Origin of the sequence: uncultured Oscillibacter sp. (assembly GCF_910584465.1) — a bacterium.
In the GTDB taxonomy this organism is placed as follows: domain Bacteria; phylum Bacillota; class Clostridia; order Oscillospirales; family Oscillospiraceae; genus Oscillibacter.
Window position 1 is genome coordinate 1 of sequence record NZ_CAJUBK010000026.1, and the last position, 13,309, is coordinate 13,309.

Annotated in this window: 12 protein-coding genes; 11 read left to right on the forward strand and 1 reads right to left on the reverse strand. The window is 57.7% G+C overall.

Going from position 1 to position 13,309, the window contains the following annotated elements; genetic code table 11:
- Positions 1-144 precede the first annotated feature (144 nt).
- The 6 genes from QZ332_RS07710 to QZ332_RS07735 all read left to right on the forward strand — a co-directional run bounded on the left by QZ332_RS07710 (position 145) and on the right by QZ332_RS07735 (position 7,202).
- Positions 145-1,152, forward strand: a complete 1,008-nt coding sequence (locus tag QZ332_RS07710; protein ID WP_295764254.1) for an FkbM family methyltransferase — start codon at positions 145-147, stop codon at positions 1,150-1,152.
- Positions 1,153-1,341: 189 nt separating this feature from the next.
- On the forward strand, positions 1,342-2,406 hold the full coding sequence (locus QZ332_RS07715) for an FkbM family methyltransferase (protein ID WP_295764255.1): 1,065 nt from the start codon (positions 1,342-1,344) through the stop codon (positions 2,404-2,406).
- Between the two features lie 53 nt (positions 2,407-2,459).
- On the forward strand, positions 2,460-3,278 hold the full coding sequence (locus QZ332_RS07720) for a radical SAM protein (RefSeq protein ID WP_295764256.1): 819 nt from the start codon (positions 2,460-2,462) through the stop codon (positions 3,276-3,278).
- Positions 3,279-3,301: 23 nt separating this feature from the next.
- Entirely contained in the window at positions 3,302-4,777 is a 1,476-nt protein-coding gene (locus QZ332_RS07725; RefSeq protein ID WP_295764257.1) for an aldo/keto reductase, read from the forward strand.
- Positions 4,778-4,799: 22 nt separating this feature from the next.
- Positions 4,800-6,080, forward strand: a complete 1,281-nt coding sequence (locus QZ332_RS07730) for a radical SAM protein (protein ID WP_295764258.1) — start codon at positions 4,800-4,802, stop codon at positions 6,078-6,080.
- A gap of 12 nt (positions 6,081-6,092) precedes the next feature.
- Positions 6,093-7,202, forward strand: coding sequence for a glycosyltransferase family 2 protein (locus QZ332_RS07735; RefSeq protein ID WP_295764259.1), 1,110 nt, complete (start codon positions 6,093-6,095; stop codon positions 7,200-7,202).
- A gap of 240 nt (positions 7,203-7,442) precedes the next feature.
- On the opposite strand, the gene QZ332_RS07740 is transcribed toward QZ332_RS07735, so the two are convergent.
- Positions 7,443-7,889 (reverse strand): ATP-binding cassette domain-containing protein, encoded by a 447-nt coding sequence (locus QZ332_RS07740; protein ID WP_295764260.1) that lies wholly within the window; start codon positions 7,887-7,889, stop codon positions 7,443-7,445.
- 6 nt (positions 7,890-7,895) lie between these two features.
- Here QZ332_RS07740 and QZ332_RS07745 point away from each other — a divergent pair, with 6 nt between their 5' ends.
- The 5 genes from QZ332_RS07745 (at position 7,896) to QZ332_RS07765 (ending at position 13,200) form a co-directional block, all read left to right on the forward strand.
- Positions 7,896-8,195 (forward strand): GNAT family N-acetyltransferase, encoded by a 300-nt coding sequence (locus tag QZ332_RS07745; protein WP_295764261.1) that lies wholly within the window; start codon positions 7,896-7,898, stop codon positions 8,193-8,195.
- A 352-nt stretch (positions 8,196-8,547) separates the two neighbouring features.
- Positions 8,548-9,579: a substrate-binding domain-containing protein gene (locus QZ332_RS07750; protein ID WP_295764262.1), complete on the forward strand. Its 1,032-nt coding sequence runs from the start codon at positions 8,548-8,550 to the stop codon at positions 9,577-9,579.
- A 120-nt stretch (positions 9,580-9,699) separates the two neighbouring features.
- Positions 9,700-11,196, forward strand: a complete 1,497-nt coding sequence (locus QZ332_RS07755) for a sugar ABC transporter ATP-binding protein (RefSeq protein WP_363323970.1) — start codon at positions 9,700-9,702, stop codon at positions 11,194-11,196.
- Complete coding sequence (locus QZ332_RS07760; protein WP_295764264.1) at positions 11,183-12,205, forward strand: ABC transporter permease; 1,023 nt, start codon at positions 11,183-11,185, stop codon at positions 12,203-12,205. The genes QZ332_RS07755 and QZ332_RS07760 overlap by 14 nt, the downstream gene beginning before the upstream one ends.
- Positions 12,202-13,200, forward strand: a complete 999-nt coding sequence (locus tag QZ332_RS07765; RefSeq protein ID WP_295764265.1) for an ABC transporter permease subunit — start codon at positions 12,202-12,204, stop codon at positions 13,198-13,200. Before QZ332_RS07760 ends, QZ332_RS07765 begins: the two co-directional genes overlap by 4 nt.
- Positions 13,201-13,309 lie beyond the last annotated feature (109 nt).

Below are 13,309 nucleotides of genomic sequence, written 5' to 3' on the forward strand. Positions count from 1 at the left end.
GGTGGAGAAGATCTCCCGCCTGCGCATCCCGGGCTGTGACAGGCAGCTCGCGGCCCTGAAGCAGGAGCTCCGGACCCACCGGGAGGACTTCCTCAGCGCTCCCGAAATCTTGGAGTTTGAAAAGGGATGGATAGGGAGGTACTTATGAGACTGCCGGGACAAGAGGAGCTCCAAAAAATCTACAATGCCTTGCAGGACAACGTGTCCCGGGAAATCTACAAACACCGACTGCTCTACTCATTTTTTGAAGAAGGAGAGGAGATCCAAAAGATTGTGGCGCGTTGGTCTGTTTACCGGAAGGATCTGAGTGTGCCGAAGATATGCTGCTATGGTGCGGGAGCGGGGTGTCGTTATGTTCTTGACCACTATTCCTATGATGCAACGTTTATCATAGATTCCTACAAGACAGGTACGCTGGGAGGACTCCCGGTGATTTCCTTTGATGACTTTTTGAGTATGCCGGATTTTCGGGAATATTTGGTGCTGATCACTGTAGGAGGAGAGCGTGCGCAGGAGGAAATTAAAGAAAGATTGAAACAGCACGGCGTGAGATATGTGTTTGCCTTTTTTGTCCACTGCGACGAGCGGCAGTATTTTGAGATACGAACCATGTGTTCGGGCCTGCGCGATGAGTATTTCGCAGACATAGGCGCTTTGAATGGATTCACGACCCAATACTTCCTGGATCATTTTGAAGGTGGGTATGCCTATGTTTTCGAGCCAAATCCCAAGCAGTTTGAGATAACAAAAGAACGTTTGCGGGAATATCCCCAAGCGGAGCTGTTCTGCTATGGAGCCTATGATAAAAATACGACCTTGAGATTTGACCCGATGGAGAATGGAGGAGAAGAGGGCGCGAGGATTGCAGGATCCGGCGCAATTGAAATTGCGGTCCGCCGGCTGGATACACTGCTGGGGGACCGGCCGGTGACGTTTATCAAGATGGACATCGAGGGCTCCGAGCTGGCGGCCCTCCGGGGCGCGGAGCGCATCGTCCGGGAGCAAAGGCCTAAGCTGGCCATTTGCGTCTATCACAAGCCGGAGGATATATGGGAGATCCCGGGGCTGATACTGCAATATCACCCGGATTACAGGCTATATCTGCGGCATTATTCTTTATGCGACACGGATACGGTCCTCTACGCTGTGTAAACGGCGGCGGTTCCCTCTACGGCCCAGTGAAGCGCCGGGAGACCCCCTTCGAAGGTCGCCCGTCTGAGGGGATCCCGGACTGCGAAACCCAGCTCGCCGCCAGGAAGCGGGAGCTCCAGACCCACCGCCAGGAGTTCCTGTGCGCCCCGGAGACCCTGGACTTTGAAAAAAGTGGATGGAGGAGTATCTATGAAACTGCCGGACCGGGAGGAATTCCAGAGGATTTACGGCGCCTTGCAGGATGACGTGTCCCGGGAGATTTATAAGCATCGACTGCTGTACGCTCTTTTTCACGAGAGAGGGGAGATCCTGAAAATCATCAGGAACTGGTCCAATCTTAAAGTTGAAACGTCTCCCTTGGGAGACGTTCAAGGGGAAGTCCTTCCCCTTGAGGCCGCATTGGAAGCCCAAACGCAAAAAGTGGATCTCAATACGCCAAAGCTCTGCTTTTACGGAGCCGGCGAAGGCTGCCGCACCCTTCTTCAATACAGCGGCATTCGGGTCCCGTTTGTGATCGATTCTCACCGGACCGGCTCTCTGGAGGGCTGTCCCATCCTCTCTTTGGAGGACTTTTTGAAATTACCGGACTGCCGAGAGTATCTGGTCATGATCGCCGTGGGAAAAGAGAACGCGAAACGTGAGATCAAAGCGTCTTTGAACTGCCATGGATCGCGGTATGTGGAGGCGTATCCCGACGGGCAATACTTCGACCTGCCGGAGCTCCAGCTGCAAAATGAGCGCTTTGTGGACGCCGGAGCTTTCGACGGTGGGACGACGGAATATTTTTTGAGTCGTTTCCCGGGTGGATATTCCTACGTATTTGAGGCGGACCCGAGATTGTCGGAAACTTTGAGAGTACGTTTGAATGGGCGCAGTGACGTGGAGGTTTTTCCCTTCGGGCTGTACGATACGGATGGGAACTGTGCGTTCCTGTCCGATGAAAACATGCCCTCCAGCTCCCGTGTCGCAGAGACCGGGAACCGGGAAATTGCAGTCCGCCGGCTGGATGCGCTGCTGGGGGACCGGCCGGTGACGTTTATCAAGATGGACATCGAGGGTTCCGAGCTGGCGGCCCTCCGGGGCGCGGAGCGGATCATCCGGGAGCAAAGGCCTAAACTGGCCATCTGTGTCTATCACAAGCCGGAGGATATGTGGGAGATCCCGGGGCTGATACTGCAATATCACCCGGATTACAAGCTGTATCTGCGGCATTATTCCTTATACAACACGGAGACGGTCCTCTATGCTCTGTGAACGGAGCCGGTCTCCTGGATGACGCAGCAACGCAATGAATGGAGGATGAATTTATGCGGCAACCGTTGACAGCCCGCCGTCTGGCCATCGTGCCGACGACAAAATGCAGCCTGAACTGCAGGCTCTGCGGCGATTTCCTCTATGGCCCGGTGAAGCGCCGGGAGATCCCCTTTGAGGACGTCTGCCGGGACATCGACGCATGCTTCGACCTGTTCGACCATGTGGAATGGCTGCAGTTCGTGGGCGGCGAGGTGTTCATCTACCCGGACTTCGCCAGGCTTTTGAACTATGCGCAGAAGTATCGGGACCGGTTCGACCGGGTGATCATCGAGACCAACGCCACGGTCTTTCCCAATGAGGAGGAACAGGCGGCCATCCTGGCGTATGGACAGGATATCAGCATTTACATCAGCAACTATGGCGAGCTGTCCCGGGCCAGGGACCGGTTTGTGGAGTTCACAGAGAAGCATGGGATCGAATGCAATCTGAAAAAATACCACGGCGAGGACCAGTATTTCAACGGCTGGATCGACAATACGGACCCCCACGACCTGAAGGAGCCGGGGGATGTGCTGGAGGTCAATGCGAGGAATTGCCCCCAGGCCCGGATCAAAAACATGCACTGTTACGATGGGAAGCTCCACCGCTGCTCCAACTCCTGCTTTATGCTGGAGATGGGCCTGTTCCCGCCTCTGGACGGGGACTTCGTGGACCTGCGGGACGCGTCCAAAACGCGGGAGGAGAAGCGGGAGATCCTCCGAGAGTTCTATACCCATGCCCGCCGCTCCTGCCGGTATTGCAAGCAGAAGTACATGGCCGTCCTGCCCCGCTATCCGGCGGCAGAGCAATGGAAGGGAGGACAGGTAATATGAGTGTTTACAGCGATCTGTTCCCCATGGGACTGGGGACCGGACGTTTGCCGGTCAGCGGACCGGACGACCGCGAGGGATTGGAGAAGTCCGTTCAGATCGTCCTCAGGGCGCTGGAGGCCGGCATCGATTATGTGGATGTAGGACATACCTATGCCGCTGGCATGGCGACAAGAGCGCTTCAGGAGGCCTTCCGTCAGACAAAGAGGCCGTTTTCCGTCACCGCGAAGATTATGTACGGCCAGGATAAGACGGCCGACGACGCGCGGAGGCGTGTGGAATTCTACTTACGCGCGATGGGCCTGGAGAAGGTGCGGTTCTTCACCTGCTGGACCATCTGGAATTATCAGAACTTTGAGCGCATCATGGCAAAGGGAGGCGTCTACGACGGCGCTCTCCGCCTGAAAGAAGAGGGACTGATCGACCATATCTGCTGTTCCCTTCACGCCCCGCCGGAGGATATCCTGAAAATTTTGGAGAGCGGCGCTTTTGAGGGGATCACTATCTCCTATTCGCTGCTCAACGCCGCCCTGATGCAGCCGGTGCTGGAACTGGCAAAAGAAAAGGACGTCGGCGTGGCGGTGATGAACCCCCTGGGCGGCGGGGTGATCGCCCAGAACCGGGATTATTTTTCCTTTGCCTGCGGGGACGCGGATGACGGCGACACCGTTCACGCCGCATTGCGCTTTGTAAAAGCGCATCCGGCGGTAAATATGGTACTGGGCGGAGTCAGCAGCCTGGAGGAGTTGGAGGACAGCCTCGGCGTCCTGTCCATGCCGGACCCGGAACCGCCTGCGGAGCGCATGGCGCGGGTCCTCAGGAAATCGTCTGAGCTGAAGGGCTTTTGTACCGGCTGCAAATACTGCGAAGGCTGTCCCCAGGGGATCCCCACCGCCGAAATCATGCGGGCCAGGAATTCACTTCTATTCGACCCGATCAAGAGCTATAACCGGGAGGAGCCGGAGTCGCTTTTGCGGGATATTCAGCTGTTCCGCCCCCTGCTTCATGACCACGGATGGCTGCCGGAAACCTCAGAGAATCCCTGCGTGAAGTGTGGAAAATGCGAGAAAAGCTGCACGCAAAAGCTACGGATCATCGACGGCGTAGAGGACACCTATCAGAAGACGGCCAGAGCGTATTTTACAAGAGGAGCCCGTCGGACCCGTCTGGAAGAGCTGGTCCATCAAAAAGGCTACCGGGCGGTGGGACTGTATCCAAGCGGAGGGTTCACGGATCTGATCATGCGGCTCTACAACGAGTTCTGGGGTGAGCCGGACTTTGAGTGGGTACTGTTCAACAGTGATCCCAAGCTATGGGGGATGGAGTCCGACGGCAAGGTGGTTCACGGTCCCTCGGAGATCCCGGAGCTGCACCCGGATCTGATCATCATCGACACCTTCCGGTTTGACAATGAAATCGAAAAGACTCTGGCGCAGTACCGGGAGCTGGGCATAAAAATCGAGAAGCTCCACCGGGAAGGGGAGGTCCCCTGGGTATTTTAGGCGAAAGGGCAGGAACGAAAATATGAAGGATCATGTCGGGCAAATCGCGGAGCTGCTGAAAAATGGGAAAGAGGTCCTTTTTTATACATTGGGCACGGATACATTTCTCAGCATCAAAGAGTTGAGATCCAGGTTTGGACTGCTTCCCACCGCTGTCTGCGATAAGGATCCAAAGAAGCAGGGACGCACCTGGAAGGGGCTGGAGGGCGTCGAGGTAATTTCTCCAGACGAGGCCATGGAACGATCCCCAGAGGCGTGGTGGTTCATCCCTTCTCTGAATTATCGTTATCAGATTACTGGCTATCTGACTGAAGAGCGCGGCGTTGCGGCGGATCGGATCATCAATTACGAGCCAGTCCGCAGGTTTCGGTCCTGCCTGCATTTGAACCGATCTGTCCAATATGACCGTACAGGTGAGCTGACTTTTTCCTGCGCAAAAGCCTGTCCGAGAGTGCTGGCGGGGGAACGGCCGGACGCATCCTCCCTGCATCGTCTGCGGGATGGACTGCTCAAGGCAATCGAGGAGGATCGGATTCCGCCGGGATCTCTCTGTGCAGGCTGTGATCTCATAAAAGAGGATTACTATCCCGTGGCGCCGAAGGTGCTTTGTGTGAATTATTTTGCCAATAGTGTGTGTAACTACCGCTGCTCCTATTGCTCGGTGGCTCATGCGGGGACTCTGAAAGAGGATGTGGGCCGGCATTCGGTGGATGATGTGATCGGCGCACTTCGTCGGGAAGATATGCTGAGCGAAGACTATGACCTGGATTTTGTGACAGCCGGAGAGCCCACGCTCTACCCGGGGCGGAAGGAAGTTTACCGGACATTTGACGGAGACAAAATGGGCTTTGTTACAAATGGTTTCCTCTTTGACGAAGATCTGTTTGCGCTGATGGATCGAAAAAAGGTCTACATCGTGACCAGCATTGACGCGGGGACAGCGGAGACCTATCAACAAATCAAGGGCATTGATGGATTTGAGCGGGTGCGGCGAAATATGAAGCGATATGCGCAATCATCAATGGGGATCGTTGTCCTCAAATATATACTGGTCCCTGGAGTGAACGATCTTCCAGAGGAAATTGACGGCTTCATTGAGTTCTGCTCGGAAACCGGAGCGGCGTATGCGATCGTCTCTTTAGATGTATACAGCGTGTCGAAGGTCACAAGCCAGACAGCGGCAGCGGCAAAGCGTCTGGTGAGTGGTTTAGAAAAGGGAAATATCCTCTGTATTCCTCTTACTGCGAACCATTCGGAGGAGTATGCGTCCATTGTGCGGGCCATGATGGATATGGAAGGATAAGGAGTTCTGTGTATGAAAGTAATTGTTTTTACCCAGGCATACAATGCGGAGCAGACCCTTTCCCGTGCCATTAGCAGCATACTAGATCAGACGTTTCAAAATATAGAGTATTATATTTTAGACAACGGTTCTACGGATCGCACATGGGATATTATCCTTGATTATGCAAAGCGCGATCCAAGGGTGATCCCTCTGTCTATTAAGAAAAATGATATCGAGAACGGCTGGTCCTTTTTTTGCGCATTAGAATGGGCATCAAATGCCGAATATTCGGTCTGGCTGGATGCTGATGACGCATATGACCGGCACTTTTTGGAGGAAATGACGAGATTTGCCCAGGAGAATGCTCTGGATATTGCCATGTGTGGTTATGACATGATCGACGGAGTGACTGGGAGGACAATAAAATGCCGGGCATTGGAGAAAAATCTGGTCCTTTCCGGAAAGGATTTTGCAGACAAATTTATTGAGTATAGAGGATTTACCAACGCCGGTTGGGGACGCCTCTATGCACTCTCGTTTTTTAAAACGTTTTCCAGAAAGAATCAAAATGTGTCAAAGAGTGATTATTCTCCATATGGGGATTCAGCATATCAGCTGTGTCTCCTTGAAAATGCAGAACGGGCCGGAGTCTATCGGAAAGCGATGTACCGGTACTATCAATACCCACATTCCCTCATCCGTCAGGATTTGAAGGAGAATCTCAAGGGCTATGCCGGATATATCGTAGCCGCAAGACAGTATCTGGAACATTACGGCCCCATTTCCAAAGGGAACGAGGACTTCCTGTATGCCATCTACCTGTCTTTTGCAGATGAATCTGCGGAGCACGCTTTTTCCTCAGACTTATCTGTCTCGGAAAAGCTGGAACTGCTTCGCCTGACCTTTTCGGAGCCCCTCTGGGCGGAGACCCTGGCCCGGGAGGCGGACCCCCAGTTCCGCAACCTGGCGGCCCGGCGGGAATACGTGACGCGGATGAAGGAGCGGATCTTGGCCCTTGCTTCCACTCCGGAGGAACAGGAACTGGCGGAGAAAGCGGTCCGGGAGCTCGACAAGCCGATCGCTAGCGGCCCGACGCAAAGATGCGGGGAGGGAACAGTGTGGGCGCACCGCGTCCAGTAATCGGTTTCGACGCCGGTGTCGACGGAAAGGATGTAATGGCCTTCTTACCGATTCGAGATATACGGCAATGATTTTCTCATCCCCTAATGCCTAGTTTTCATGAAGCATTGCGTCCTTCATACAATTCCGCACGACCACTCCAATGCAGCTGGTATTCGCCAACTCTGCGAACACAGCGTACATGGGCCGCTTTTGGACTTGTCAGCCATCTGCTTTTCGCAAAAGGAAATCCGATCCTTGTTATGTGAAGCTTTCCATAATAAGGACAGGCTTTGTGTCCGAGAGGATGCGGAGCTCCATGCAGCCGTCTTTCGCCCAGACATTGCTGATGACGGCCCGATTTTGATAGGCCAGCAGCTGTTCGGCGGGCATCTCCGCCAGCCAGATCCGGTCCTCCATCATTTGGACATATTCTCTGCCCGTGTGGATGTGCTGGATGTCGCCGTACTCCATCATCATGATCTGCGCGGCGATATGCTCCACGTCGGATACGATATGGGTGGAGAGCAGCACCAGACGGTCCTTCGTGTAGGCGGAGATGATGTTGCGGAACTTGATCCGCTCATAGGGGTCCAGACCGGAGGTGGGTTCGTCCAGGATCAGAATCTCCGGGTCGTCCAGAAGGGCCTGGGCAATGCCCAGCCTGCGCTGCATCCCGCCGGAATAGGCGGCGCATTTCCGTTTCAAGAGGGAATGCCTCGAATCATTGCAATGCAGGCGGATGTCTTCAGTGGTGAACAGGGGATCCCCAGTGAAGATATTGATGCGTTCATGGCAAAGGGACCCATCTGCTGGCGCGCCGGATCCGATGGGAAACTATACGCCGCGGCAGCGGCTTGGAAAGAAAACGATGAGATCCACTGGGGGCGTTTTGGGGTGTTCCCGGCCGCACGGGGACTGTATATCGGGACCGGGCTGATAAGATCTTCTTTTGCCGAGATGCTTCATGAAGGCGTCGATAAAATATACATGGACGCCCGTGACGCAGGGTAAAAATCGTTTGCGGTATGGGAGGCAGGATCGCCGGGGGACCTTATGAATCCTATGAGGGAAATGTGCCCCCGGTCGTTTTGACAAAGGACGATCTTACAAAAACGTGATGACAGCGGCATTTCGAGATCCCCCGGGCGGTCACAAGCAAAGTGTGGCCGCCCATCTTTTCGTTTTTGCCCTCGCTTCCGCCTATCCACGCTCAAAAGCACATCCCCGGGCCCGGCGGTGCCTACTGCAAAAAATCGCAACATCGGGTTAATTTTACATAAAGACTGCCGCTCGATTTCCAGGTATGATAAATGCGCAAGGGGGAGACCCCCGACCGAAAAACAGGATTTGGAGGATGCAGAACATGAAGAAGATCTTTGCCTTGCTGCTGACGCTGGCGATGGTCCTGGCCCTGGCGGCCTGCGGCAGCCAGCCCGCCGACGACCCCGCCCCGGCGCCGAACGACGGCGGACAGGCCGATACCCCCGCCCCGGCTCCCACCTCTGGGAACACCAAGCTGGTGGTGGGCTTCGCCCAGATCGGCCAGGAGTCCGGCTGGCGGGACGCCGAGACCAACGACGTCCAGTGGTACGCCGCCCGCAACACCGACACCGTGGAGCTCCACTTCGCCGACGCCCAGCAGAAGCAGGAGAACCAGATCAAGGCCATCCGCAGCTTCATCGAGATGGGCGTGGACGTGATCGCTTTCCCGCCCGTGGTCGAGACCGGCTGGGAAGCCGTCCTGACCGAGTGCAAAGAGGCGGGCATCCCCGTCATCCTGGTGGACCGGGGCATCGACGCCAACACCGACGACAGCCTGTACACCACCATGATCGCTTCCGACCACGTTTGGGCCGGGGAACAGGCCGCCATCGCCATGAACGACCTGCTGGGCGGCAGCGGCGTCGTGGTGGAGCTGGAGGGCACCGTGGGCGCCTCCGCCGCCGTGCAGCGCAAGCAGGGCTTTGACGAGTACATGGCCGCCAACTGCTCCGGCATCGAGATCGCGGCCTCCCAGACCGGCGACTTCACCCGCGCCCAGGGCAAGGAGGTCATGGAGTCCTTCCTGAAGACCTATGACAAGATCGACGGCGTCTTCTGCCACAACGACGACATGGCCCTCGGCGCCATCGAGGCCATCAAGGAGGCCGGTCTGAAGCCCGGCGTGGACATCAAGATCGTGGGCGTGGACGGCGTGAAGGGCGCCTTCGAGGCCATCCTGGCCGGGGAGATGAACTGCACCGTGGAGTGCACCCCCATCCTGGCCGATCAGATCTTCGACACCGCCGCCAAGCTGAAGGCAGGTGAGTCTGTGGAGAAGTGGGTCATGTCCGCCGACGAGGTCTACACTGCCGAACGGGTCACCGAGGATGTGGTCGCCGGCCGTGCGTACTGATCCCAGCGGCACGATCTGTCTGAAATAGAGACCAGGCCTCCGGTCCGAGCCGATTTTCGGCCGGCCCGGAGGCCCTTTGCATAAGGAGGGTTCACTTTGGATCAGGACAGCCTGCTTGTCATGGAACACATCCACAAACGCTTTCCCGGCGTCGTCGCTCTGAACGATGTGCAGTTCCGCCTGCGCGCCGGGGAGATCCACGCCCTGCTGGGGGAAAACGGCGCGGGCAAATCCACGCTCATCAAGGTGCTCACCGGCGTGGAGCACCTGGACGGCGGCACGGTGACCATGGAGGGGAAGCCCATCTCCGTCAGATCCCCCCTGGAGGCCCAGGGGCAGGGCATCAGCACCGTCTACCAGGAGGTCAATCTCTGCCCCCACCTGACCGTGGCAGAGAATATCTACGCTGGGCGGGAGCCCATCAGATCCTGCAAGATCGACTGGAAGACCGTCAACCGAAAGTCCAGGGAGCTGCTGAAGCAGTTCGATCTGGACATCGACGTGACCGCCAAGCTGGACAACTATTCCGTCGCGGTCCAGCAGATGATCGCCATCGCCCGGGCGGTGGACGTCCAGGCCAAGATCCTGATCCTGGACGAACCTACCTCCAGCCTGTCCGCCGCCGAGGTGGAGAAGCTCTTTCAGATCATGAACATGCTGAAGGAGCGGGGGCTGGGCATCGTCTTCGTCACCCACTTCCTGGACCAGGTCTACGCGGTCACTGACCGGATCACCGTCCTGCGCAACGGGGGATATGTGGGCACCTACAACACCGCGGAGCTGCCCAAGGTAGAGCTGATCGGCAAGATGATCGGCAAGGAATATGAGGCTCTGGAGGGTACGCCTCCCGCCGCCGCTCAGGACAGCGAGGCGGAGGAGTTCCTCCGGCTGGAGCATGCGGGAACGGCAAGCATCTCCGACGTGTCTTTCAGCCTGAAACGGGGCGAGGTCAGCGGGTTCTCCGGTCTGCTGGGCTCCGGCCGCAGCGAGATCGCCCGGCTGCTCTTCGGCGCGGACCGGCACACCTCCGGCAAGGTCTGCATCGAGGGTGAGGAGTGTAGCCTGAAAGACCCGCTGGAGGCCATCCGCCGCGGCATCGCCTTCTGCTCCGAGAACCGGAAGACGGAGGGGATCATCGGCGATCTGACCATCCGGGAGAACATCATCATCGCCCTCCAGGCCAAGCGGGGGCTGGGGAAGGTCATCCGCTACAGCGAGGCCCAGCAGATCGCCGACCGTTTCATTGAGGGATTGGCCATCAAGACGCCTTCCGCCGACCAGCAGATCAGGAACCTCTCCGGCGGCAATCAGCAAAAGGTCCTGCTGGCCCGGTGGCTTGCAACGGACCCGGACCTGCTGATCCTGGACGAACCCACCCGGGGCATCGACATCGGGGCCAAGGCGGAGATCCAGAAGGTGGTCATGGAGCTGGCCCAGGAGGGCATGAGTTGCGTGTTCATCTCCTCTGAGATGGAGGAGATGCTGCGCTGCTGCAGCCGGATGTACGTCCTGCGGGACAAGGAGGTCGTAGACGAGCTGACCGGAGATGCCATCAACGAGCATCACATCATGCAGATCATCGCGGGAGAGGGGGAGACGGCAAATGAAAAAGTTTAAGGACCGGATGGAGTCCCGCCCCCTGGTGTCGCTGATCGTCATCCTGGTGGTCTGCGGCATCCTCTCCGGCGGCGATTTCTTCTCGCTGCAGATCGTGGACGGACACCTGTACGGCCGTTTGATCGATATCCTCCGCAACGGAAGCCGCTACATGGTGCTGGCCGTCGGCATGACCATGGTGCTGGCCACCGGCGGCACGGACATCTCCGTGGGCTCCGTCATGGCCATCTCCGGCGCGCTGGCCTGCTCCATCGTGGATATGCGCATCCTGCCGGGCTTAGGTGGGAACACCCTGGCGGCGGTGGCCATCGCCCTGGCCGTGGGCGCTTTGTGCGGGGCCTGGAACGGCTTTTTGGTTGCCAAGCTGAAGGTGCAGCCCATCGTGGCTACCATGATCTTGATGACGGCGGGCCGGGGCATCGCCCAGCTGATCGCCGACGGCAAGATCGTCACCATCACCTCCGACTCCTACTACTACATCAGCGGCGGCTATATCCTGGGCCTGCCCTTCCCGCTGTACATCGCCGCGTTCATGCTGATCGCCGCCCTGCTCATCACCAAAAAGACGGCCTTCGGCCTGGCGGTGGAGGCCATCGGTGTCAATTCCAGATCCGCCCGGCTGGCGGGCATCAAGGTGGACCGGAACATCTGGCTGATCTATATTTTCTGCGGCGTCTGCGCGGCCATCGCCGGGCTGATCGAGTCTGCGGGCATCAAGGGCGCAGACTGCAACAACTGTGGGCTGATGATCGAGATGGACGGCATCCTGGCGGTGGCCATCGGCGGGACATCCCTCTCCGGCGGGCGGTTCAGCCTGATCGCCAGCATCATCGGGGCCCTGGTGGTCCAGACCATCACCACCATGATCCTGGCCTTCGGCGTCGCGCCCGAGGTCATCCGGGTCTTCAAGGCCCTCATCGTCATCGTGATCTGCCTGGCCCAGTCTCCGGCCTTCATCGCCAGGATGAAGGGAGTGTTCGGCAGGGAAAAGGTGGTGGCGCAGTCATGAGAACGAAAACTCCACTGCAGACGAAGATCAAGATCAGCAATATCTCATTGCTGATCGCCGGGACCATGCTGGTCGTCATGTACCTGGCGGGGTCCAGCGTGTACGACCGCTTTGGGCAGATCTCCACGGTTTTGAACCTGTTCAACGACAACGCCTATTTGATCGTGGTGGCGGTGGGCATGACCTTCGTCCTGCTCACGGGAGGGATCGACATCTCTGTGGCGTCCACCCTGGCCTTTACCGGCGTGTTCTCTGCTTCCCTGCTGGAAAAGGGGCTGCCTGCCATCGCGGTCATCCCCCTGGTGCTGGCCATCGGGACCCTTGTGGGCTATGCCCAGGGGTATGCCATCCATACCTTCCAGATCGCCCCCTTCCTGGTGACGCTGGCGGGGCAGTTCCTGATGCGGGGCATGTGCGCCGTCATCAGCACGGTGTCCATCCCGATCAACGACCCGTTTTTCAAAGCCGCCGCTCTGGGCAAGATCTCCTGGAAGCTGTCCTCCGGCGGCACAGCAAAGCTCTATCACTATGTGTATGTGGCCCTGGCGGTTTTGCTGGTCGCCTGGTATGTCCTGCGGTCCACCCGCTTTGGGCGGGCGGTCTACGCCGTGGGGAGCAGCGAGCAGAGCGCCCAGTACATGGGCTTGAACGTGAAACGGGTCAAGATCGGGGTCTACGCCATCAACGGCTTTTGCGCCGCCTTGGGGGGCGTGCTGTTCAGCTTCTATACCCTGGCGGGCTACTCCCTCCAGAACATGGGGCTGGAGCTGGACGCGATCTCCTCCGCCGTCATCGGCGGCACGTTGCTGACCGGCGGCGTGGGCACCGTCATCGGCTCCATGGTAGGGGTGCTGATCCAGGGCATCATCCAGACCATCGTTACCTATCAGAACCTGAACACCTGGTGGACGAAGGTCACGGTGGCCGCGATTTTGTGCTTCTTCATCCTGGTCCAGCGGATCATCGCCATCCGGGCGGAACGGAAAAAGGCATAGCTCCCCTGAACAAGCAGACTGCATTGGCCGGCGGCGGCAGATCCGCGGCCAATGCGGCTTGCTTGATTTACGCTCTGCGATTTGATAGGATGGGCGGGAAGATCTCTTT